Source organism: Ideonella margarita, assembly GCF_038066635.1.
GTDB lineage: Bacteria > Pseudomonadota > Gammaproteobacteria > Burkholderiales > Burkholderiaceae_C > Ideonella > Ideonella margarita.
Window position 1 is genome coordinate 55,686 of the sequence record NZ_JBBUTI010000011.1, and the last position, 24,176, is coordinate 79,861.

Genomic DNA, 24,176 nt, shown 5'->3' on the forward strand with positions numbered 1-24,176 from the left:
GAGCTTGCCATGTGGCCCAATCGTTCGATCTTTCCCTATCCTGGCTGGCCTCACCAGACACCGCATCCGGCCCCACCGGCCCGAGCACCGGGCAGCAGCAGCCGCCTCCCACCCCGCCCACCACAGCCAGACCCCACCCGCCTGCCGCAGCACATCGATCACTGCCGCGGCGCACGTGGCCGGATGCACGGCGTGCGGGGTTATGCCGAAGGACTGGACGCCTTTGTCTCGCCCCGCTTCGTCTCGACGCTGGCGGCGCTCGCGGCCACCCTGGCGGCCCTGCTCTGGCTGGCCGCTTGAGCGCCGGCCTCTGGCCGTCGCACTGGCCCTGGCAACAAGCCGCCCCCGACACCGCAGCACATTGGCTGGAACCCGCGCGGGGGCTGCTGGAGCCCCCCATCCGTGCACAACTGCTGGGGGCGTCCGGCTTCTGCGCTGAAGGCCATGCGCTGGCCCTCAGCCATGGTGCGCCCGGCAAGGCGGGCCGGGCTCGGCCTTTTTTTCCAAGGCTGCGCGACAACATCGGCGTGCTGCATGCGGCGCACCGCTACATCGCCCGGCAGGAAAGCCTGGGCCGGCATGTCAGCCCGGCCGGTGAATGGCTGCTCGACAACATCCACCTCGTGGTGGCGCAAACACGCGAGGTGCATGACGGCCTGCCGCGCCGCTATTTCCGCGGCCTGCCGGTACTCAAGGAAGGGCCGCTGGCCGGCCTGCCGCGCGTCTACGCCATCGCCTGGGCCTATGTGTCGCATGCCGACAGCGCCTTCGAGCCCGCCTTGCTGGTCGAGTTTCTGCTGGCCTACCAGAGCGTGCGGCCGCTGACCCAGGGCGAGCTGTGGGCGCTGCCCACCACCCTGCGCGTGGTGCTGGTGGAAAACCTGCGCCGCCTGGCGGAACAAGTGGCCGCCGAAGAAGCCGCGCGCGAAGCCGCCCACGAACTGTGCGACCAGCTGGCTCACGGCGAGCCCCTGGCCGAAGCGCTGTTCCAGCGGGTTGCCGCGCGTGGTGTGCTGCGGCCGTTTGCGCTGCAGGTGATGCAGCGCCTGCATGCCGACTCCGACACCGGCACCTTCAAGGGCGGCCAGGGCCGCGAAGCCGTGCGTGGCGCACTGGCCGCTGCCTTGCCCGAGCCCGCGCTGGCGCAAACCCAGCAACAAGCCGAACAGGCCGCGCACAACCAGAGCGTGGGCAATGCCATCCGCTCATTGCAGCTGCTGGGCAGCGCCGACTGGCGCGGGCTGATCGCCCAGGCCAGCCCCCTGATGCAGGTGCTGCTGGCATGGGCGCCGTTCGCCATGGAGCGCGACGACACCCAGGACAGCACCCTGCACGCCATCGAGCGTCTGGCGCGCCGCAGTGAACGCTCGGAAAGCGAGGTGGCCGTCAGCCTGCTGGCACTGGCCGCCGCGCCCCTGCCCGCTGACAGCACCGGCAGCCCGCCCCCCTCCCACGCGCTTGGCTACTGGCTGCACGGCGCCGGTTGCGCCACGTTCCAGCGGCAGCTGGGCATGCGTGTGGCCTGGGGAAGTGCCCGGCCCGATGGCCGCCGCACCGGCATCCTGCCCACCCTGCTGCTGACGCTGGCTGTGGGCACCGCCGCCCTCAGTGCCTGGCTGCTGCTGCACCCGGGTGCGCCCCCGCCCCTCGGCCACGGCTGGGCTTGGGCCGCGCTGGTCGCGCTGTGCGGCCTGCTGGCCATGCTGCCGGCCAGCGAAGTGGTGATGGCCGTGCTCTACCGGATGATCCATGAGTCGGTGCCGCCCACCCACCTGCCGCGCCTGGCGCTGGCCCAGGGCATTCCGCCGGAGTCGCGGGTGCTGGTGGTGATTCCGGCGATGCTCACCCAAGGCGGCATGCTGCAGACGCTGGTCGAGCGGCTGGAACGCCACCACCTGGCCAACCGCGAGCTGCATGCCCAGTTCGCCCTGCTCACCGACTTTGCCGACGCTGACACCGAGCACAGCCCGAACGATGCGGCCCTGCTGGCCCAGGCGCTGGCCTGCATGGAAACGCTGGAGGCGCGCCACCATGGCCACACGCGCTCCGGGCTGGAGCCCGATGCCGCGCCCACAGCCGCCCAGGCGCGCCCGCGCCGCTTCCTGCTGCTGCACCGCGCCCGCACCTGGTGCCCCACCGAACACCGCTGGATGGGCTGGGAGCGCAAGCGCGGCAAGCTCGAACAACTCGTGGCCCTGCTGGCGGGCAGCGCCGCGCCATCGCCGTTCGTGGATCTGGGCGTGGCCTCACAGCCCGCCGCCAACACGCCGTGGCTCATCACGCTCGACAGCGACACCGACCTGCCCCCTGGCGCACTGCGTGAGCTGGTGGGCCTGGCGGCACACCCCTTGAACCTGCCGCGCGTCGATCTGCAGAAGCGGCGCGTGGTGGCCGGCCACGGCATCCTGCAGCCGCGCATCGTCACGGCCTGGCCGGTGGATGCCCAGGGCCACAGCACCGCCACCGGCTTTCACCGGCTGTTTGCCGGCGCCGTGGGCAGCGACCCCTACAACGCCGTCGCCTCCGAGGTCTACCAAGACCTGTTCGGCGAAGGCAGCTTCACCGGCAAGGGCCTGATGCATGTGGCCGCGGTGCACGCCGTGCTGGCCGCGCGCATGCCGGACGGCCAGGTGCTCAGCCATGACCTGCTGGAAGGCTGCCTGGCACGCTGCGGCAGCGTCAGCGACGTGGCCCTGATCGAGCCCGCGCCCACCCATGCCGATGTGGCCGCCTCACGCACCCACCGCTGGACACGCGGCGACTGGCAACTGCTGCCGCTGCTGTTCGGCCCGGCCGGCAAAGGGCTGCACGCGCTCGACCGCTGGAAGGTGCTCGACAACCTGCGCCGCTCATTGGTGCCGCCGTGCGGGCTGGCCTTGATGCTGATTACACTGGCCGGCGGGCCGGTGTCGCCGTGGGCCGTGCTGGCCTTGATGCTGGCGGCCTTTGGCCTCGGCCCGGTGCTGGGCGCCGTGGCCGGCCTGGCCCCGAGCCGCGATGACCTCGCGCTGGTCCACTTCCTGCGCGAAGCCGGCGCCGAGCTGGCCCGCAGCCTGCTGGCCACCGCCTGGCAGGTGGCCTTGTGGTGGCGCCAATCAGCCCTGCTGCTCGACGCCCAGGGCAAGGCACTCTGGCGCACCCACGTCAGCCACCGCCACCTGCTGCAATGGACCACCGCCGCCACGGCCGAAGCCCAGGCCGCCCGCGGCGTGCTGCCACTGCTGAAGCGCCACGCCAGGGTGGTGGCCGCTGCGGTGGCCGTGACCGCCGCCATGCTGCTGGCGCGACGCGCCGGCAGCCCCGGCCCGGCCCCGGGGCTGGCGCTGGCACTGGGCTTGTCGTGGATCGGCACGCCGCTGTGGATCGCCTGGGCCAGCCGGCCCGTGCGGCCCCGGCGCCCCCTGAACAACGCCGACCGCGCCTGGCTGCAAACCGTGGCCCACAACACCTGGGCCTGGTTCGCCCAGCATGTGGGTGAGGCCAGCCACCACCTGCCGCCAGACAACGTGCAGACCATGCCGCGCACGATGATCGCGCAGCGCACCTCGCCCACCAACATCGGGCTGTACCTGCTGTCGATGTGCTGCGCGCGGGCGTTTGGCTGGATCACGCCCGAAGAGCTCGCCAGCCGGCTGGGCGCCACGCTCGACACGCTCGACAAGCTGCCGCGCGAACGTGGCCACCTGATGAACTGGATCGACACCGGCAGCCTGGCCACGCTGGCACCGGCCTATGTGTCGACCGTGGACAGCGGCAACCTGTGCGGCCACCTGCTGGCCGTGGCCCAGGCCTGTGACGACACCGCCACCCACCTGCCCAGCCCGGCCCCTGATGGCCTGGAGGCCACGCTGCGCCAGCTGGCCAGGCGCTGCCGGGCCTGGGCCGAGGGTGCCGACTTCAGCTTCTTGTACGACATCCGACGCCGCCTGCTGCACATCGGCTGGCGGGTGGACGAGCAACAGCTCGACAGCGGCCACTACGACCTGCTGGCCTCGGAAGCCCGGCTGGCCAGCCTGTGGGCCATTGCCAAGGGCGATGTGCCGGCCACGCACTGGTCGGCGCTCGGGCGGCCGTTTCAGGCCACGTTGCACGACGTCGGGCTGCGCTCATGGTCGGGCTCGATGTTCGAGTACCTGATGCCCACCCTGGTGCTGGAAGAGCCACAAGGCACGGCACTGGATTGCGCCGCACGCATGGCGGTGCGGGAACAGCGCGACTTCGGTGCCCTGCACGGCCTGCCCTGGGGCGTAAGTGAATGCGCCTACGCGGCGGCCGACCGCACCCTGGCCTACCAGTACGCGCCCCAGGGCGTGCCCCGCCTGGCCCTGCACCGCACCCCGCCCGATGAGCGTGTGGTGGCGCCCTATGCCAGCGCGCTGGCGGCCATGTTGTCGCCCCACGCGGCGGTGGCCAACCTGCGCCGGCTGCAAGGGCTGCAAGCCCGCGGGCCGTGGGGCTTCATCGAAGCGATGGACTACACCGCCAGCCGGCAGATCGACAGCGGCGACGGCAGCGCCCGCGTGGTGCTGGTCAACACCTGGATGGCTCACCACCAGGGCATGACGCTGGTGGCCATCACCAACGTGCTGCTGAACGGGCAGCCGCGCCGCTGGGCGATGGCCGACCCGCGGCTGGCTGCGGTGGCTTCGCTGCTGCAAGAGCGCGTGCCGCGCGAGGTGGCCCGCCTGCAAGACCCGGTGGCCGGCCTGGCCCGCCTGGCCATGGCCCGGCAGGTGCAGCGCAGCAGCCGCGAAGTGGTGCCCGGCGCCCAGGCGCTGCAACGTACCCAGATGCTGTCGAACGGGCATTACAGCGTCACCGTGCGACCGAACGGCGCCGGCTTCAGCCGCCTCGGCATGATCGACCTGCACCGCTGGCGCGACGACGCGCTGCAAGACGCCTGCGGCAGCTTCCTGTACCTGCGTCGCCACCCCGGCGAAACGCCGATCTCGCTCACCCGTCACCCGGCGGGCGACCCGGCCGCCAGCTACTCGGCCCAGTTCCACACCGACCGCATCTGTCTGGAAGCCACCTGGCCGCACCTGCGCAGCCGCATCACGGTGTGGGTCAGCCCGGAAGACGATGTCGAGCTGCGCCGCGTGGAGCTGTGGAACACCTCGTCGCAGCCGATGTCGCTGGAGCTGCTGTCGGCCTTCGAAGCCACCTTGAGCGATGCCCGCGCCGACGAGACCCACCCGGCCTTCGCCAACCTGTTCATCCGCGCCGACTGGGACCCGCATGACCAGGCGCTGCACTTTGCGCGAGGCGCCCGGCGTGAGCAGGAAGCGCCGATGTTCGCCGTGCACTTCCTGGCCCATGCCGATGGCAACCTGCTCGACGTGCGCGCCAACGCCGACCGCAGCCGCTGGGCCGGCCGCCTGCACCGCCCCTGGGAGGTGCTGGCCGAGTTCGACGACGGCCCCACCCCCGCCGGCAACTGCCCCACCGGGCTGGACCCGGTGGCCGCGCTGGCCATGCGGGTGAACCTGCCGCCGCACGGCACCACCCAGTTCACCCTGGCCACGGCCGCCGCGCGTGACCGCGGCACGCTCGACGCCCTGGTTGACCGCTACCGCCAGGCCACGGGCCTGGAGCGCTCGTCGCAGCTCAGTGCCACCTTGGCCACGCTTCGGCTGCGCGACATGCGCCTGTCGGCCGAAGACCTGGTGGCCGTGCAGACGCTGACCACGCTGCTGGTACAGCTGCACACCCGCCCGGCGCCCATCACTCCGGTGTCTGACCGGCGGCTGCTGTGGCGCTTCGGCTTGTCGGGCGACCGGCCGCTGATCGTGATCACCGTGTCAGCCGTGCCCGGCCTGCGGCTGGTGGGCACGCTGGTGCAGGGCCTGCACCGCTGGGCCTGGGGCGGCGTGGCGGTGGATCTGGTGGTCATCAACAGTGAGCCGCGCTCTTACCTGCAACCGCTGAAGCGCGATCTGATGGCCCTGCGTGAACGCCATGCCCAGGAAAGCAGTGCGGAGGCACCGAACCGGGTCAGTGGTTTCAGCGTGCTGCAGGCCACCGACCTGAGCGCCGACGAGCAAGCCACGCTGGCTGGCCTGGCACGGGTGGCCCTGCATGCCGATGGCCGGCCGCTGGCCCAGCACATGGCCGACCTGGTGGTGTGGCATGAGCTGGCGCGCCAGCGCCGCGACACCCTCCCCCATGTGGCCCTGTTCAGCCCCCGCCCGGCCACCGAAATGGCGCTGCCGCCGGTGGGTGAATTTGATGCTGACGACGGGGCCTGGACCTGCCACGTCAGTGCCACCCGGCCCACGCCCCGCCCGTGGGTGAATGTGCTGGCCAACCCGGCACTGGGAACGCTGGTGAGTGAAGCCGGCGCCAGCTGCACCTGGGCCGGCAACAGCCGCCTGCACCAGCTCACGCCCTGGAACAACGACCGGCTGGGTGATCTCGACGGCGAGCACTTCTGGCTGCAAGACCTGGCCACCCTGGACGTGTGGAACCTCGGCCCCGGCCCCGGCAGCGCACCAGTGCCTTACCGCGTGCGCCACCAACCGGGCCTGAGCAGCCTTCAGCATCGGCAAGAGCAGCTGTCAACGCATGTCACGTTCAGCGTTGATCCGGTGCACGCCGTCAAGCGCATCCATGTGCAGCTGCACAACCACGGCAGCCACGCCCGGCATCTGCGGGTGGTCGGCCTGATCGACTTGTTGATGGGCTCGGTGCGCATCGACCGGCAATCGGTCACCACCAGTGTGGGCTACGCCACCGAGCCCGAAGCCGCCGCAACGCCGCACGGGCCGAGCGCACCCAACCTGCCTTCAGGCCTGCGCACCGTGGTGCCCACCGACCCCGCCGCGAACGACGCCACCCGGCCGGCCGCCGCGCGCATGCTGCTGGCCACGCAGTGTGACAACCACGACCAGTTTGGCGGCCACACGGCTTTTGTGACGCTGGGCCGTGACGACGGACTGGCCATCGACCTGACCGACTGGACCTGCGATCGCCGCGAGCTGTTTGATTTCCGTGGCCACGCCGTGCTGCCCGAGCAGTTCGGCCAGCGCTGCGGCCATGGGCTTGACCCCTGCGCGGCCCTGGGCGTCCGGGTGCGCCTGGCCCCGGGTGCGGCGGCCGGGCTGGTGTTCACGCTCGGCCATGGGCACACAGCGGCCGAAGCACGCACGCTGGCGCGCCAAGCCAGTGACGTGTCGCCCCACCTGGCGGCCGACCAGGCCTGCACACAGCTCGACAAGCTGCTGGGCGCGGTGCAGGTGGCCACCCCCGACCCGCTGTTTGATGCGCTGGTGAACCACTGGCTGCTCTACCAGGCCACGGCCTGCCGCCTGTGGGGCCGCGCCGGCTTCTACCAGGCCGGCGGCGCCTACGGGTTTCGCGACCAGCTGCAAGACGCCATGGCGCTGGTCATCACCGCGCCTGCGCTGCTGCGCGAACAAGTGCTGCGCGCCGCCGCCCGGCAGTTCGTGGAGGGCGATGTGCAGCACTGGTGGCACCCGCACAGCGGCGCAGGCGTGCGCACCCGCTTCAGCGACGACCTGCTGTGGCTGCCGCATGCCGCCTGGCATTACGTGCAGGGCACCGGCGACACCGCCATCTGGCACTGCAGCGTGCCATTCATTGACGGTCCCCCGGTGCCCGAAGGTGCCGAAGACCTGTACAGCGTGCCCGGCCAGCCGGAGCGCGCCGAAGACCGGCAAGGCAGCCTGTATGAGCATTGCGCCCGGTCGCTGGACCACAGCCTCAAGATCGGCCCGCACGGCCTGCCCCTGATGGGCGGCGGCGACTGGAACGACGGCATGAACCGCGTCGGCCCCGAAGGCCGGGGCGAATCGGTGTGGCTGGCCTGGTTCCTGTGCAGCCTGGTGCCGCCATTTACCGCGCTGGCCCGGGAACAGGGCGACAACGAACGCGCCGAGCGCTGGCAGAGCGCCGCAGATGGCTGGCGCGCCGCATTGGCCAGCGACGCGCCCACCGGCGCCTGGGACGGCGCCTGGTTCAAGCGCGCCTTCTTCGACGACGGCTCGGCGCTGGGCAGCAGCGCCAACGCCGAATGCCGCATCGACCTGATCGCCCAGTGCTGGGCGGTGCTGTCACACGCGGCCCCGCCAGAGCGTCAGCAACAAGCCATGGCGTCGGCGCAGGCCCTGCTGGCCGACAACGACGCCGGCCTGCTGAAGCTCTTGACCCCGCCGCTGGCCCATGCCCATCCAGACGCCGGCTACATCCAGGCCTACCCGCCCCGTGTGCGTGAAAACGGCGGCCAGTACAACCACGCCGGCGTGTGGGCCGTGATGGCCTGGGCGCAACTGGGCCGGGCGGACCTGGCCTGGCAGACCTGGCGCTGGCTCAGCCCGGCGCACCGGGCCAATCACCCGGTGCAGGGGCCGGTGTACGGGCTGGAGCCCTATGCCGTGGCCGCCGACGTGTACAGCCAGCCCCCCTACACCGGCCAGGGCGGCTGGAGCTGGTACACCGGCTCAGCCGCCGGGATGTACCGCGCCGCCGTGGGCACCTTGTGCGGCCTGCAACTGGAAGGCAGCGAGGGGCCTGACGCCCGCCTGCGCTTCATGCCCTGCCTGCCGCCCGACTGGCCGGGCCTGACGCTGACCCTGCGGCACCGTGGCCGGCTGCTGCGGTTCAGCCTGGAAGCGGGTGCCCAGCCCGCGGGCACCGCCTGGGCCGACGACCCCGCCAGCGCCGAGCTGCCCCCCGGGCAATGGCTGAATCTGGACCAGCCCGATCTGCCGCTGCACCACCGCGTGCTGCTGCCGGCACAACAGGTGCGTTGACGAACAGACGGCCGCCGCCTTGCGGCCCGACCATGGGCTTCTTCACCTTAGGAGGACACCATGAAACAAGCTTTGTTTGTGCCGGTCATTGGATTGTTGGCTGGCTTGCTGTTCGCGTCACCCTGGGCAGCCGCGCAAGTGGCTGGCACCACCACCACGGTCGGCGTCAGCGTCACCGAATCCACCCAGGCGGCGTCGGGCTGGAGCGTGAAAAAGACGCTGATGGGCAAGCAGGTCGTCAGCAGCAGCGGAGCCAAGATCGGCAAGATCGAAGACCTGATCATCTCGCCGGACCGCAATGTGTCATACGTGATTGTCGGCGCGGGGGGCTTCATCGGCATCGGCCGGCATGACGTGGCCGTGCCGGTGAGCCAGATCCAGAACCAGAACGGCAAGTTGGTGATGGCCGGCGCCACGAAGGAAAGCCTGAAGGCGCTGCCCAGCTTCGTCTACACCGACGACAGCGCGATGCGCAGCACCTTCATGGCCCGCACCGAAGCCGACATGACCCGCGCCCGCAACGACGTCATCGCGCTGGAGAAAAAGGGCAGCACCCTGACCGGCGAGACCAAGACGAAGTGGGAGCAGCAGATGATGACGGTGCAGACCGACCTGAAGGGCGCCGAGGCCAAGCTGACCGAGATGAAGGCCGCAGCTTCGGCGCGCTGGCGTGAGTTCGAGGCCGGCATGAACACCGCCTCGACGCGCCTGCGCCAGTCCATCGACAAGGCCAGCACATGAGTGCCGTTCACGGCTTTCGCGTCGAGCGCGAGGACTACACCGCCACCCTGGCGCGCCAACTGGCGGAACTCAACCGCCAGATCGACGTGCTGGAGTTGCGGCTGAAGGCCGCGAGCGCCGACACCCGCGAGTGCCTGGCGGGCGAACTGGTGCTGCTGCGACGCCAGTCCGGCGAGGCCGCCGAGAAATACCGCGAGTTGCGGGCCACCGGCGACGAAGGCTGGGACCAGGTGCTGGCCGAAATGGAGCGGCTGCGCGGCGCCTTCGTGCGCACGTTCAGCTACTTCAAGACGCAGCTCTGAGGCTGAGCGCCCTGCTCGGGCCCGTGGTTTCACGGGTCGGGCAGGGTTTCAGTGAACAGGGTGCTCACCGGCGCGGCCAGCGCCGGTGGCTTGCGCCGCAAGCCCAGGCGGCGGGCCCCCCAGCGGGCCGCCTGCCAGAGCTTGGCCGCCAGGCCATGCGGGTAGCCGTGCACCATATAGCGCCGGCGCGGCCAACGCGCCATCGCCGCCTGCACCAGCACATCGGCCACGTCGGCAGGGCTGGCACGGGGTTGGCCGGGCCGCGCACCCGCCAGCCAACGGGTGGATTGCCGTTGCAGCAGATCGCGGAAATCCCCCCCGGCTGCGCGCTGCAGCGCCGTATTCAGGCCCAGCAGCGCTTCATCGCCCACGAACACCGGCGGGTGCACTTCCACCACCCCCACGCCGCTGTCGCGCAACATGGGTTCAACGCCGGCGAGCCAGCTCGACAGGGCATGCCGTGCGGCCAGGTGCCAGGTCATGCAGGCCCGCCGCGCAGTGCCGGCCGGCGCCCCCAGCACCACGATGCGGCCATCGCGCGCCCACAGCGCCGGCAGCAGGCGTTGCACCAGATCGGCAGCGCCGGCGAACAGCCGGTGCCAGTGCGCATGCACGTCGTCCATGCCCACGTCCCCCACGGCGCCAAACAGCGATTGCTCGGTGCACACCACCAAGGCATCCAGCGGTACGTGCAGGGCCAGCAGCAACTGGCTGAGCTTCTGCACCGAATCAGCCGAGGCCAGGTCCAGGCTCAGCACCGTGGCCCCGAGAGCGCGCAGGAACAGCACGTCGTCAGCGTGCTGGGTGGTGGCATACACCTGCCAGCCCTCGTGGCACAACGACTGCGTCACCCAGCGCCCCACCGGGCCGTCCGCCCCAACCACCAGGGCCACATGCGCCGCGCTCATGACTGGTCCTCAAGGGCCTGGAGCGCCCGCGCCGTCAGCTCGATGTCGTCCATCGCACCAACGGCGCGGCGCCCCGCCGCCAGCGCGTCCGGGGTGAGCGCGGCCTGGGCCAGTGCCGCTTGGGCAGGGTGGTGCGCATGCGGCGGCAACGATGACTGCGGTGAATGGGGTGGATGGGGCCAGCGCGACAAGGGATCCAGCGGCGTCAGGCCCAGCCAGAGGGCCGCGTCGTCCAGGCGCTGGTCCAGCAGCGCCAGCCAGGCGTGTAGCCACCAACCCGGCTGGCCATGGGCCGTCAAGCCGGCTTGCTCGTGGGCCTGCCAGGCGCGTCGCAGGGCCTGGCGCGCGGCCCCTTTGCGGCCCGCACCCAACCAGGCCGCCGCACAGGCCAGGTGCAGGCGGCCGGCCCAGGCGGGTGGCTGCACCGCGGCGGCCTGCTGGCTCACGCGGTGCGCCAGGGTGGCCGCCTGGGGCCAGGCGCGGGTGGCCACCAGGCTGTCGAGCCAGTGCAGCGCCCCCACCAGCCAATGGCAGCCGGCCTGGTGGGCAAGCAGCAGCAGGCGCTGGGTGGCTTGGGCGAGGGCGTCGGAGGCGTCGTGCGCGTCAGGGGTTTGATCGGGCTCGGCGGTTTCAAGGGCGCACACCGCCTGTTGCATGGCCATGTCGGCGGTGGCGCCGGCCAGCTGGTCGAGCGCCGGCCAGTCGGCACTGCGCAGCCGGTTGGCTTCAAACCAGAGTGGGCGGGTGCGCTCGATCTCGCCGCTGCGGCACAACACGACGACACGGGCGCACAGCGCGTGGTGCAGGTGCCGGCTGGCCTGGGGGGAAATTTCGGAGTTGAGGTCCAGGGCGGTGTGGGGGTGAGGGTGTGGCCCGTGCAGTGCCCGCAGCTGTGCACGGGACAACGCCACGAAGGCCTGGGTGGCGCTGTGCAGCGTGCTCGTCGTGGCGCCGCCCATGCCCGCCCCCGGCGCCCCTGCCGGCGGCAGGCACAGATCAGCCCACAGGCGCAGGCCGACGGCGCACGGCGCACGCCGCTCCAGCAGACGCAGGCAGGTGGTTTGCAAGGTGTCGTCATGGCCTTCACTGGCCAGCCACAAGGCATGCACCAGCGCGAGGATGTCGTCCGGGTGATGGCGGCCGTTGGCCCAGGCCCAGGCCTGGCGCAGGTGGCCCTGCGCCTGCTGGCAGCGCTGCACCACGCCCTGGTGCGGCAGGCGCCCGGTGTGCCGCGCTTCCAGCCAACCCTTGGCCTGGCGCACCAGGGCTGCGGCATGGGCGTGCTGCAGCGCCGCCATCTCACCGCTGGCCACCGCCAGCTCCAGCGCCAGCGCGCGCATGTTGCGCCACAGGCCGCTGCGGCTCGGGGCCTCACCGTCCGCGTCTGCCGGATGGGTTTGCAGCACCGAGGCATCGGCCAAGGCGGCCAGCTCCAGCGCCACGGCGGCATCGTCCAGCTGCAACTCGTCGATCGCCACACGCCGCACCAGGTCCACAGACAGACCGTGGCAGGCGGGCACGCCGGATGCGTCCACCGCCGGCAGGGGGTCGCTCACCACCTGCTGCATCAGGGCCAGATCGGCGCTGCCTTCAAACACGGCCAGGCGGCGAAACAGCCGCTGCTGGCGCTGCGTGAGGCGAGCGTGGCTGGCCTCCACGGCGCGCCGCAGACTGCGCACAGCAGTGGGCTGATACGGGTGGCTGTGCTGCAGGCGGCTGGGTGGCGTGGCGGTGAGCAGATTCAGGCGCTCGCCCATCAAGGCCGGCAAGGCCGCCAGGCCCAGCGCTGGCACACGGGCTGCAGCCTGCTCCAGCGCCAGCGGCCAGCCGTCCAGCGCATGGGCCAGGGCGCACAGGGCGGGCAGGTCCGCCGCCTGCGGCTCGAAGCGGGCATCGGCCAGCTTCACCTGCTGCACCAGCAGCGCCACCGAGGGCACGGCCAGGGCCGCAGCCAGGGCATGTGGGTCGGTGTCCTCTGGTTCGCCTATCGACAGGCCGGCCGAACGACCGGGCGGCAGAGCCAGGCCATCCAGGCGACACACCAGCTCGCCGCGCTGGTGGAAAGGCCGCTGCCGCGTCAGTAGCACGCGCAAGCCGGGCGCACCGGCCAGCCATCCGGCCAGCACGGCGCCCAGCTCGGCCGGCAGGCGGTCGGCGTTGTCCAGCACCAGCAAGGCGGCCATACCGCCCAGCTGCTGCCGCAAGGTCCACCAGGGGTCATCCAGGTCATGGCCCCGGGGCAGGTTCAAGGCTGCGGCCACGGCCAGCACCACATCCTGCAGCGCGCACACCGGCGCCAGGTCGACCCAGGCCGCGGGCACACCGGTGGCGGCCGCATGGCGCCAGGCAGCCACCTGGGCCAGCCGGCTTTTACCCACGCCGGGCGGGCCAGCCAGGCTTACCCACTGCGCCTGTCGCAAACTGCGCAACAGCTGGGTCAGCTCGTGCTGGCGGCCCAGCAGCGTGGGCCAGGGGCCGGCGTCGGGCCGGCCTTGCACGGGCGCAGGGGTGGTGGATGCACCAGCAGCCACTGGCTGCGCCGGCTCGGTGGCGGGCGCGGGTGAATGCGCCGGAACAAACGCCGGCGGCACCGCGTCTGCCCGCGGCAGCCACGGCCCGCGGCGAATCGGCCAGTTGAAGCGATAGCCCTTGCCCGGCACGGTGGCGATGGCGCTCTTGCCCAGCACCTTGCGCAGGGCCGAGATCTGCACGTTCAGGTTGTTGTCTTCAACCACCAGCCCGCGCCACACCCGCCGCAGCAGATCAGCCCGCGTGATCAGCCGCCCCGGCTGGCTGACAAGCAGCGTCAGCACATCCAGCGCGCGGGTCTGCAGCGTCACGGGCTCGCCGTGGTGCAGCAGGCGCTGCTCGTCGGGCTGCAACTGGAAACCGCCAAAGTGGAAGGCATCCGCCGAGCTGGCCACGTTCGAGGCCTGGGTTTCCTGAGACAACAGCATCGATTCGCAAGACACCATCAACTGGCCAGCCCCAGCGGCTGCGCTTGCCGCCGCAGGCACCAATGCTGGTAGGCCGACAGCAGACGGCCGGAGTGAACGGGCTCACCACGCCGGCCCGGCAAGGCGCTGGCACTCACCAGCACCACACAATCGCCAGCCACCAGCCACTGATCAAGCCGCGTGAAGATTGAAGCCAGCTCGGCGTCAGGGGGCAAGGCCGCCCCGCCGATCAAGGTATCGCTGCCTAGGCCATGGGCGGTGAGCGGGCTGACCACCACGGCGTGTGACGCCGGGGGCACGGGCCCAGGCCACAGCGGCACCAGGCGCGTCACGCCCAGCTCCGCCAGTTGTCGCTGCAGCGCGGCGAAGGCCAGCCCCCGCACAGGGTGCGGCAGGCACAGCGCGCCCAGCCGCTGCGGCCATTGCCAGTTCAAGCCTTCAGGGCCCCATGCAGGGCGCGCCGCCATGGGCTCCAGCGCGCGCAGTGGCCGCTGTGTCTGGCGATGACGGGCGAAGAAGCGCGTGGCGGGCATGTCCTGCACCAGGCGGCCCTGCTCCAGGCACAAGACATGGCTGGCCAATGCCAGCGCATGGCCCCGGTGCCGGGTGGCCAGCAGCACCGCCATGCGCCGCGCCAGCTGGCGCAACAAGCGCAGCAGCGGGGCGGCTTCAGCCTCGGTCAAATCAGTCATCAGGTCATCGACCAGCAACAGCGGCACGCCCAGCAAGTGGCAACGCAGCAGCATCACCATGCGCTGATCCGCCGGGGCCAGGCTGCACACCGGCGCGTCGAGCGCAGGCACCAGGCGGTGCTGGCCCAGACGCGCCAGCCAGGTGGCCAGCCACGGCGCCTGCCGGAAGCCGGCATGTGGCGTGGGCACCTGTCGTGCGTCCATCAGAAAGGCTCGCAATGAGGGGCGCACCGGCGCGTCGGTGGCGCACACCCGCACCGGGCGGCTCGACGCACCAAGCGGCAGGCCGTTGAAGGTGGCCTGGCCGCTGCACAACAGGCCGTCGTCGCCGAGGTGGCCTGACAAGGCCCGCAGCAGCGCTGACTTGCCCGCCCCCGCCGGCCCCAGCAACACCGTGAGGCCAAACGCCGGCAACACCGCTGACACCTGGTCGACCGGCACGCCTGCCGGCCCGACCACGCTGAACTCGGAGAGCGTCAACACCGCACGCGGCAAGGTGGGCGGCCCGCTCACGGCTGAAACCGCACACCGAAGGCGGCAAGGCAAGACAGGCACAACGTCATCATGGCAAGGCACAGGCGTGAGGTGGCACAGGGCGATCGAGCTGATTCAGTCTCGATGGCAGGCTGCACCGCGTCGTGCCGCGCACTGCCATGGCCGCGCGCTGCAGGCGCCAAGCGCGCTGCAAACCTGCCACCACTGTGGCAAGTTCGTCCGCAAAAATCCTTTAGCCCGGCTTCAGAAAACCTTAGGCATTGCAACGAGTTGTGAGGTGTGGGCGCGCTGCCCGGCCTTCACTCGGTGGGCGGGGCCGGCTGCGGCCAGTCACCAAACAGCAGATCGGCGGATTGGCTGAGGCGGCTGATGAAGCGCTGCTTCGGGCCGTCGGGCGCGGGGCTGGCGCCGGCTTCATCCAGGGCCTGGGGAACCGCCAGCGATGGCGATGGAAGTTGGGTTGGTGCAGCCATTGGAGTACCGGCGCCAACGACCACCGGCAGCAATGCCGCGCCCAGGCGGTAGCCGTAGCCAGGCACCGTGACGATGGCCGAGCGCCCCAGCACCTTGCGCAGCGCATTCACCTGGACGTTGATGTTGTTGTCTTCAACCACCAGACCGGCCCAGACCGTATCGAGGATGTCGCTGCGACGCAGCAGTTGGCCCTGCCGCTCTACCAGCGCCACGAGCAAGTCCAGCGCGCGCGCCTGCAGGTGCACCGGCTGCCCGGCCTGAAGCAGGCGCCGGTCGTCGACGTGCAACTCGAAATCGCCAAAGCGCCAGACACCCGTGCCGCCTTGATCGGCATGGGTGGAGGCCCCGGACGAGCCCGAGGGCGCGCTGATGGGCGTGCTCAAACGCGGGCCCGGTTGTGGCGGTGGAAGGCGGGCAGGCTCGGCGGTGTGGCACCGCAGCGGCCCTCCCAACGGGAATACAACATGAGCATCTCGCTGACTGCCGCAGTCAACACGACTGCGGCGCCGAAGCTTAGCCCTTTGCGTGATCGCCGGGTAGGTGGGGCAGCCCAATCACGGGCGGCCGGGCGCTGTGGGCCCCATCGCGGTCATGTCGACCGACACCCCTTGCCAGCCGCAGACGAAGCCGCTGGCTTTGTCCGACTGGACCGGCAGGGCGAGCGCATGACGCACACCGGCTTCGACGCTGTCGATCACGGGCACGCCCACATCCGCCTGCACATCCGCCTGCAGACGCGCCTGCACCCGCGCGGCCATGCCGGCCAGGCCTGCACCGCCCAGCACGATGCTCTTCACCGGCCATCGCGCTGCCGCTTCCCGGCAGGCCTCCGCCAGCAGGGCCACGGCGGCGTCCGGGTCAGCCGCCAGTTGCGCACCACTCGGCGCCACGGTGTGGATGCCGGCCAGCTGAGTACTCAAACCCAGCGCACCGGCCAGCCGCTCCAGCATCGGGCGCCAGCGCGCGCCGCCGGTCACGACGGCAAACGGGCCCAGGGCCGCCGCCGCCGTGAAGGCGGCTTCGGCCAGGCCCGTCACCGGCACGTCGCTGCTGTCGCGCAGGGCCCAGAGGCCGGGGTCACCAAAACAACCAATCAGCACGGCGCTTGGGCGGGGGCGGGATTGGAGACTTCGCGGCGTGGCCATCAAGGCATGGGCCCAGGCATCAAGCACGGCATGGCCGGCCACCGCGTAGCTGGCTTCACAGGCGATGTAGGGCGCTCCAAAACGCGCGGTGGCGGTGCTGACCAGCACATCAGTGCCCGCCGCGCGTTGCCCATGCTGCTGCAGCAGCGCCGTGACCGACGCCGTGGTGTTCGGGTTGAGGATGAGCAGATGGCGCATGGTGCGAGCGGGCCTCAGGCGCGGTGCGGGCGGCGCTTCAGCAGCGCAAACAGGCCGATGGCCAGGCCCATCACCACGAACGACACCACCATCGTCACCGTGCCCAGCGCGTAGATGGCAGGCGTGGTGACGGTGGTGGTCAGGCCCTGCAGTTCCAGCGGCAAGGTGTTCACGTCGCCAATGGCTTGCGAGGTGCGGGCGATCTCGTCCCAGCTGAGCGTGAAGCCGAACATGCCGATGCCGACCACCGAGGGCGCGATCAGCGGCAGCACCACATGGCGGAAGGTTTGCCAGGGCGTGGCGCCCAGGTCGCGCGCGGCCTCTTCATAGGCCGGATTGAAGCGGTTGAAGATGGCAAACATGATGAGCAGGCCGAAGGGCAGCGTCCAGGTCAGGTGGGCGCCCAGCGCGGAGGTGTAGATGCCCAGCGCCGTGCCGTAGCCCTCCAGTGCGTCTTGCCAGCCCAGCCAGTCCAGCACGTACTTGAAGCCACCGTCGAGCAGCCGGAACGCCAGCCCGATGCCCAGCGACACGATGATCGACGGCATGATCAGGCTACCCACCACGGTGAAGAACAAGGCATTGGCCCCGCGCAGCGGCTTGCGAAACGCCAGCCCTGCCAGCACCGAGAACACGATGGTCACGGCCATGACCGCCAGGCCCAGGCCGAGCGAGCGCCAGAGCGCCGCACCGATGTCGACCACGCCCAGCCCCTGCGCCAACTCACGAAACCAGTGCAAGGACCAGCCGCGCATCGGAAACGTCAGCCCGCCTTCCGGCCCCTGGAAGCTGAGCACGACGATGACCAGCATCGGGCCATAAAGAAACAGCACGTAGCCAGCGAAAAACAGCGCCAGCAACCAGAACGCCATCGGGCGCTGGGTGCGCGGCAGCGGCGTGAGCTGGGCGGGGCTGGCGGAACCTGAAGTGGCGCTCACGTCACAATTCCTTGCGAATATCAACCAGGCGCGTCAGGCCCCAGATGATCATCAAGACCAGCGCCAGCAGCACCACCGCATTGGCCGCTGCCAGCGGGAACTGCAGGTAGGAGGTTTGCACCTGGATGATCTTGCCGACCGAGGCGATCTGCTGCCCGCCCATCACGCCGATGGTGACGAAGTCGCCCATCACGATGGTGATGACGAAGATCGAGCCGATGATGATGCCGGTGCGGCACAGCGGCACGATGACATGCCAGAGGGTTTGCCAGGCGGTGGCGCCGCTGTCGGCGGCGGCCTCGATCAGGCTGCGATCAATGCGCATCATGCTGTTGAAGATGGGCACGATCATGAAGGTGGTGAACAGGTGTACGAATGCCAGCACCACCGAAAAATCACTGAACAGCAGCCACTCCACCGGCTGCTGCACCAACCCTGCCCCCAGCAGCATGTCGTTCACCCAGCCGTTGCGGCCCAGCAGCGGCACCCAGGCAATCATGCGGATGACGTTGGAGGTCCAGAACGGAATGGTGCACAGCACGAACAGCACCATCTGCACCGACGCCGACGTGACATGGAAGGCCAGGAAGTACGACACCGTGAAGCCGATGATGAGCGTCAGCAGCCACACCAGCAGGCAGAACTTGAAGGTCGACAGATACGTCTTGAAAGTGACGCAAAGCTCATCGCCCGAGGCGCAGCCCTCGAACACCGCCAGATAGTTGTCGAGCGTGAAGCCGGGCAGCAGTTCGTACTGGTTGTAGTTCCAGAAACTCACCATCAGCACCAGCCCCAGCGGCACCAGGAAAAAGATCGCAAACACCAGCGCCAGCGGCAGGGCCTGCCACCAGGCCGCCAATTGGCGACCCGGCGCACCGGCCGCAGGCCGTGAAGACGTAGGTGCTGCGCTCATTCAGGTGATCACTTCCAGCGAAGTTTGTGGTGGCAGGGGTGGTGGCAGGTGCCCGTCAGGCCGCCACGAACTCGTTCCACTTCTTGACCATGTAGGCGTTTTCGTCCATCACCGCGTTCCAGCAGGCGATGCCGCCCATGCGGGCCTCGTAGCTGCCGCCGTCACGCACATCGCCCTTCTTGGCCAGCACGTCGCCCTTGGGGCTCTTGATGTCCTGGGCGGCGGGCTTGCCCTCCATCCAGTAGGCCCACTCGTAGGTGTCCATCTTGGCCTTGGCGGTGTCGAGCACGGCGCTGTAGTAGCCCTGGCGGTTCAGGTAGGCGCCAGCCCAGCCGTCGAGGAACCAGTTGATGAACTCATACGCGGCATCGAGCTTCTTGCCCGAGAGCGTGGCCGGCAGGCCGAAACCGGCGGCCCAGGCGCGATAGCCCTCTTTCAGCGGCTGGAAGTTGCAGGCGATGCCCTTGGTGCGCACGGCCGTCACGGCGGGGCTCCACATCGACTGGATCACGACCTCGCCCGAGGCCATCAGGTTCACCGACTCATTGAAGTCTTTCCAGAGGCTGCGGAACTGGCCGGCCTTCTTGGCTTCGATCAGCACCTTGATGGTGAGGTCGATTTCCTTCTTGGTCATGTTGCCCTTGTCGGGGTACTTGTACAGGCCCATGGCTTCCACCACCATCGCCGCGTCCATGATGCCGATCGACGGGATGTTGAGAATGGCCGCCTTGCCCTTGAACTCGGGGTTCAGCAGCTCGGCCCACGAGCTGATCGGGCGCTTGATCAGGTCCGGGCGGATGCCCAGCGTGTCGGCGTTGTAGACGGTCGGGATCAGGCTCATGAACTGGGTCGGCGCCTTGGCGAAGACCTTGCTCTTTTCGCCTTCCAGGTAGATCACCTTCTTGGGCGCCGTGCCCTGGTCACCCACCGCCTTGCCGGCCACCATGCCGGTGGTGAACAGTGACGTGATCTTGTCGGCGTTCTTGATGCGCTTGGTGTCGATGCCCTTGAGGTTGCCGGTGGGCACGATGTTCTTCAGCGAGAAGTACTCGGTGTCGATCAGATCGAAGCTGTTGGGGGCGGTGACGGCGCGCTTGGTGACGTCGTCGGTGGTGACGGCGACGTACTGGATCTTGATGCCGGTGTCCTTCTCGAACTTCTCTCCGATGGCCTTGTCCTGGTTCACCGCGGTGCCCAGGTAGCGCAGCACGATCGGATCAGCCGCATGCACGGCCGGGAACATGCCCGAAGCCAGGATGCCGGCGGTGCCCTTCAACAGGGTGCGGCGCTGCAAGGGCGCGGCTGGCCCGGAAACGTCGTTGCAATCATCAGCCATGGAAACTCCTGAGGGGTTGTGCAGGGGGTTGGGGAAAGGTTGAAAGACAGGTTCGTCAGACGAGGGCTGGGCACTCAGCGCGCCAGCGCATGCGCCGATTCAGGCAGCCAGTGCAGTTGCACCGCGTCACCCACCGCGTGCGGTTGGCGCGCAAAGGTGGCCTCGGGCAGCATCACGCTCAGCTCGGCGGTGGTGGCGGCGTTCATCACCACGCCGGGTTTCTGCAGGCCCAGCAGCACATAGGTGCCCTGGTACTCCACATCGGTCACCACGGCCTGCAGGTTGTGGGGGCCGGCGGGCAGGCTGGCGGCTTCAGGCCGCACCAGCATCTGGTCGGTGCGCACACCCACCCGGCCGTGCGGCGTGTCGATCACGTTGTGGCCGCCCATGAAGCGCGCCACGAACTCGCTGGCGGGCCGGTTGTAAACCTCGTGCGGGCTGCCCACCTGCTCGATCACGCCGTGGTTCATCACCACCATCGTGTCAGCCAGCGCCATCGCCTCTTCCTGCGAGTGGGTGACGTGGATGAAGGTCAGCCCCAACTCTTTCTGCCAGCGCCGCAACTCGGCGCGCATCTGGATGCGCAGGAAAGGGTCGAGTGCTGACAATGGCTCATCGAGCAACAACACACGTGGCTGGGTGATGAGCGCGCGCGCCAGCGCCACGCGCTGCTGCTGCCCACCTGACAACTCGGCCGGTTTGCGCTCAGCGAGGTGGCCCATGGCGACGCGCTCCAGCAGCTCGGCGGCACGCTTTTTCCGCTCGGCCTTGCCCACGCCTTTCATGGTCAGGCTGAAGGCCACGTTGTCGAGCGCGCTCAGGTGCGGAAACAGCGCAAAGCTCTGAAACATCATCGCCGTTCCGCGCAAGGCAGCGGGCAGATCAGTGATGTTTCTGCCCTCTAGAAGGATGTCACCGGACGACACATTTTCGTGGCCGGCAATCATGCGCAACGTGGTGCTCTTGCCGCAGCCCGAAGGGCCCAGAAGACAACAATAACTGGCACTGGCGATACGCAGATTGATCGCGTCGACAGCCGGCCTGCCCTGCGCATAACGCTTGGTCAAGTCGATCACTTCCACGGCGTTGGCAAGTTGGGGTCGTGGGGCGTTCATGAGACGTCCCACGCAACCCTCGTGCCAAGTTTGTATACACATTGCGGTGCAGGGTGTGTACAGAAATGCACCGGACCTGTGCGGACCGAAGCCTCGCCTTGAAGCAACTGGCACCGACCACGTGCCACGCCCTTGATTCACCCACCCAGGACCACCACGATGTACCGACAACGACCGCCATCTCACGGCCAACCCGCCGTTCGTTCAACCCGCGGCCTGCCCGCCCTGACAGCCACCTGCCTGCTGTTGCTGCTGGCCGCTTGCGGTGGCGGCGGTGGCGACAGCGCCAGCAGCGACAACACCCCGGCACCGGCCGTGCCGCCCGTGACCACGGCCCCTGTCACCACGACCCCCGTGACCACCGACCCGGTCACGCCACCGGTGGCGGCTGACCCGCAGGTGGGCGCACTGGCCGCTGCCCTGCGCACCGGCAACTCGAAGGACCTGACGCTGGCCACCGCGCAGGCCGCCATGCTGAGCGAGTTGCAGTCGGTGATGACCGCTTATGCCGCCGTGCGCCAGACGATCTACGGCCTGAATGCCGACGGCAGTGCCAATGCCAACAGCGTGGGCGCCATCGAGTGGCAACCATACCGGTTCTCGGCCGTCTTCAACTTTCTGGACCAAAGCCGCAACCATGCCTTCTTGACCAGCAACTGGAGCTTTGCCGACAACACCCCCAGCGCGGGCAAGGTCCTCGGGGTGGCTGGCGTGGCACCCGAAACAGGCGCACGTTATGTGGCCATCGGCGCCAATCCGCTTTCAAGCCCCGGAAATGCAGCGATGGACAGCGTGATGCGCAACACCATCATCTGGCTGACCGGCCGCGGCAACCTCGACAAACTCAAGATCGTGACGGCCCACCTGCCCGGTGACCAGTCGGGCGGGGCCAATGAGGAGCCCCGCGTCCGCAGTTGGCTCGCCAACCACATTCAGGGTGTCACGATCAACGGGGTGGCCACCACGGCCGCCACGGTGGGCAAGGACACCAAGGACGACACCTGCGACGGCGACAAGCTCGACGCCTGCCTGAAGAGCGCTGATCTGCTGATCCTTGGCCGCAAGCAGGGCCCGAATGTCAGCGGTCCCGACAACTTCCCGGCTGCCTACAACGCCGACACCGTGATGAACGCGGTGCTGGCCGCGCAGGCACGCGGCATACCGGTGATGTATCTGCACCAGACCGAAATCAACAACGGACTGTCTGCCCGCCTGATGGACTATTTCGGCCTGGACCTGACCACCAATTACTGGACCTACGATGGTCTCAAGAATCTGGCACCTGCCAGCCAACCCGTGGCGCCAGCCAATCTCTCTGACTGGATGAAGCTGATGCAACGGGTCGAAAAGCCCTCCAGCTTGACCACAGACTGGAGCGGTTGCGTTGAAGATGTGAGCCGCCTGTACTGCGAGCGCTATGGCAACCGACCGGGAGATGCCGCGCTGATCAATGAATTCACCGGCCCGGGCCAGAAACTCCGCGACCAGCTGCGTGCGCTCGACACCAAGGGCGTGGCCATCTTTTCGCAGCCAGGGTATGGGCTGGAAAAGCGCTTGGTGGTACTGGGCGACAAGTACCGTGAGCAGGTCAGCTATCCGATGACACGCTTGGCCAACCGCGAAGCTTTCTTCCAGGCCTACTTCTCGGACTTCACCGCCTACATCAATCGCCCGACCAATGCGGTCGCACGCAACCTGGGCAACTTCTCGGCCCTGTTCCCGAGCAGCACGCCGACCATCTCGCGCCTGGTGAGCACCACGTCGCAGGAGACTGGCTCACGCGAGCACATGACCGGGCTGTATGTGATGCCGGGCCGCACCGTGACCCTGCAGCGCACCGACACCGGCACGCAAAGCGTGACGGTGGGCCTGAACATGCTGCGTGACTCTACCCGCGTCTACCAGACCTATGACCGGCCGACGCTGCTGGGCAGCCCGCGTGTGCCACTGCTGCCAGGCAAGACAGTGACACTGACCAGCCCCTTCGGCGGCCCGATGTACCTGTTTGTGGCCGCAGCCAGTGGCGCACCGGCCGTCACGGTGCAGGTGGACGGTGTCATCACGCACCCGGTGCTGCGCAACCCGAACGATGCGGCGCAAGTGGCCACGTTCAAGGCCGAGCTGGCCAGCACGCCGACCAACTGGGTGGGTATCAGCACCGACTTCCTGACCGTGCACGCCACGGTCCCCAGCATCAAGAAGACGTTGTCCAGCTATGGCGACAGTCTCCCCAACCTGGCATCCGACATCTGGACATACATGATCAAGGACACCTACGAGCTGGCCGGCTTCAATGCCGCCAACCCGGAGACCTTCAAGCTGACGCCGACGGTCAGCGCCTACTGCAAGGCCCAGGGATGGGATTGCACCGGGCCGCAGCACCGCCGCGAATCGATGCAGCACGCCATCTTTGACAACTACTCGCTGTGCGGTGGCGCCTGCGCCGGCAACCCGTTCGACAAGGGCGGGTCGCTGGATCCGCTGGGCTGGGGTGAAACACACGAGATCGGCCACAACCTGCAACGCGGACACTTGAACATCTACGGCGGCCAGTCAACGGAGGTGTCGAACAACATCTTCCCGCTGCACAAGTTGATGAGCTACAACAAGAACGCAGCGCCGGCCAAGCCGCTCATTCACAAGGGCCACCTGCCCACCGCGCTGGGCATGATGAAAGCCGCCTTGGCCACCGACGACCCGGTCAACGCGATGAAGACCGCCTTGTGGGGCGACACCGGCTATGCGGCCAACAGCGAGCCCCGCCTGGAGTTCTATCGCCAGATGGTGGAGTTCAACCGCCACTACCACGGCGATGTCTTCAGCGACGGATGGGAGCTGTACACGCTGCTGTACCTGCTTGATCGCAACTTCGTGCTGGCCAAGAGCAACTGGGCCAACAACGCAGCCAGCCTCGGCTTTGGCACTTACGCCACTTACCCGGACAACATCGGCGGCAATGACTTCCTGCTGGTGGGCATGTCACGCATCATCGGTCGCGACATGCGCCCGGTGTTCGACATGTGGGGCATCACCTACACCCAGGCGGCAATCGACCAAGTGGTGGCCTACAAGCTGCCGGCGGCTGAGCGGCTGATGTTCCCGATGGCCAGCATGCAGCAGTACGGCGCCGGCATCGGGGCGCCCATCCAGGTGAACGCACAGACTGTGTATCCCGCAGGCTACTGAGATCT

At 69.0% G+C, this 24,176-nt stretch carries 14 protein-coding genes; 5 read left to right on the forward strand and 9 right to left on the reverse strand.

Annotated elements, in window-relative coordinates; all coding sequences use genetic code 11:
* Positions 1 to 9 precede the first annotated feature (9 nt).
* Genes AACH00_RS15590 through AACH00_RS15605 form a run of 4 tightly spaced genes read left to right on the forward strand, consistent with a single transcriptional unit; the run spans position 10 to position 9,814 of the window.
* A complete protein-coding gene (locus tag AACH00_RS15590) occupies positions 10 to 300 on the forward strand; it encodes a hypothetical protein (protein WP_341400092.1) in 291 nt (96 codons plus the stop codon).
* Positions 297 to 8,771, forward strand: coding sequence for a GH36-type glycosyl hydrolase domain-containing protein (locus AACH00_RS15595; RefSeq protein ID WP_341400093.1), 8,475 nt, complete (start codon positions 297 to 299; stop codon positions 8,769 to 8,771). Before AACH00_RS15590 ends, AACH00_RS15595 begins: the two co-directional genes overlap by 4 nt.
* 60 nt (positions 8,772 to 8,831) lie before the next feature.
* A complete protein-coding gene (locus tag AACH00_RS15600; protein ID WP_341400094.1) occupies positions 8,832 to 9,512 on the forward strand; it encodes a PRC-barrel domain-containing protein in 681 nt (226 codons plus the stop codon).
* Positions 9,509 to 9,814: a sll1863 family stress response protein gene (locus AACH00_RS15605; protein ID WP_341400096.1), complete on the forward strand. Its 306-nt coding sequence runs from the start codon at positions 9,509 to 9,511 to the stop codon at positions 9,812 to 9,814. The genes AACH00_RS15600 and AACH00_RS15605 overlap by 4 nt, the downstream gene beginning before the upstream one ends.
* Before the next feature lie 29 nt (positions 9,815 to 9,843).
* Here the strand turns inward: AACH00_RS15605 and AACH00_RS15610 are convergent, their stop codons facing one another.
* The 9 genes from AACH00_RS15610 to AACH00_RS15650 form a co-directional block, all read right to left on the reverse strand.
* The gene (locus AACH00_RS15610; RefSeq protein WP_341400097.1) at positions 9,844 to 10,722 is read right to left on the reverse strand and encodes an SDR family NAD(P)-dependent oxidoreductase; all 879 of its coding nucleotides are present in this window, start codon (positions 10,720 to 10,722) and stop codon (positions 9,844 to 9,846) included.
* On the reverse strand, positions 10,719 to 13,679 hold the full coding sequence (locus tag AACH00_RS15615; protein ID WP_341400098.1) for an ATP-binding protein: 2,961 nt from the start codon (positions 13,677 to 13,679) through the stop codon (positions 10,719 to 10,721). Before AACH00_RS15615 ends, AACH00_RS15610 begins: the two co-directional genes overlap by 4 nt.
* A gap of 17 nt (positions 13,680 to 13,696) precedes the next feature.
* Positions 13,697 to 14,884, reverse strand: coding sequence for an ATP-binding cassette domain-containing protein (locus tag AACH00_RS15620; protein ID WP_341400099.1), 1,188 nt, complete (start codon positions 14,882 to 14,884; stop codon positions 13,697 to 13,699).
* Between the two features lie 281 nt (positions 14,885 to 15,165).
* Positions 15,166 to 15,723, reverse strand: coding sequence for a winged helix-turn-helix domain-containing protein (locus AACH00_RS15625; protein ID WP_341400100.1), 558 nt, complete (start codon positions 15,721 to 15,723; stop codon positions 15,166 to 15,168).
* A 171-nt stretch (positions 15,724 to 15,894) separates the two neighbouring features.
* Positions 15,895 to 16,683, reverse strand: coding sequence for an aspartate/glutamate racemase family protein (locus AACH00_RS15630; RefSeq protein ID WP_341400101.1), 789 nt, complete (start codon positions 16,681 to 16,683; stop codon positions 15,895 to 15,897).
* A 14-nt stretch (positions 16,684 to 16,697) separates the two neighbouring features.
* Positions 16,698 to 17,555 (reverse strand): ABC transporter permease, encoded by an 858-nt coding sequence (locus AACH00_RS15635; RefSeq protein WP_341400176.1) that lies wholly within the window; start codon positions 17,553 to 17,555, stop codon positions 16,698 to 16,700.
* Between the two features lie 67 nt (positions 17,556 to 17,622).
* Positions 17,623 to 18,534 carry an ABC transporter permease gene (locus AACH00_RS15640; RefSeq protein ID WP_341400102.1) on the reverse strand — a complete coding sequence of 304 codons (912 nt, stop codon included), beginning with the start codon at positions 18,532 to 18,534 and terminating at the stop codon, positions 17,623 to 17,625.
* A 55-nt stretch (positions 18,535 to 18,589) separates the two neighbouring features.
* Entirely contained in the window at positions 18,590 to 19,870 is a 1,281-nt protein-coding gene (locus AACH00_RS15645; protein ID WP_341400103.1) for an ABC transporter substrate-binding protein, read from the reverse strand.
* A gap of 74 nt (positions 19,871 to 19,944) precedes the next feature.
* Positions 19,945 to 20,985, reverse strand: a complete 1,041-nt coding sequence (locus tag AACH00_RS15650; RefSeq protein WP_341400104.1) for an ABC transporter ATP-binding protein — start codon at positions 20,983 to 20,985, stop codon at positions 19,945 to 19,947.
* A gap of 159 nt (positions 20,986 to 21,144) precedes the next feature.
* Here AACH00_RS15650 and AACH00_RS15655 point away from each other — a divergent pair, with 159 nt between their 5' ends.
* Positions 21,145 to 24,171 carry an ImpA family metalloprotease gene (locus tag AACH00_RS15655; protein ID WP_341400105.1) on the forward strand — a complete coding sequence of 1,009 codons (3,027 nt, stop codon included), beginning with the start codon at positions 21,145 to 21,147 and terminating at the stop codon, positions 24,169 to 24,171.
* Positions 24,172 to 24,176 lie beyond the last annotated feature (5 nt).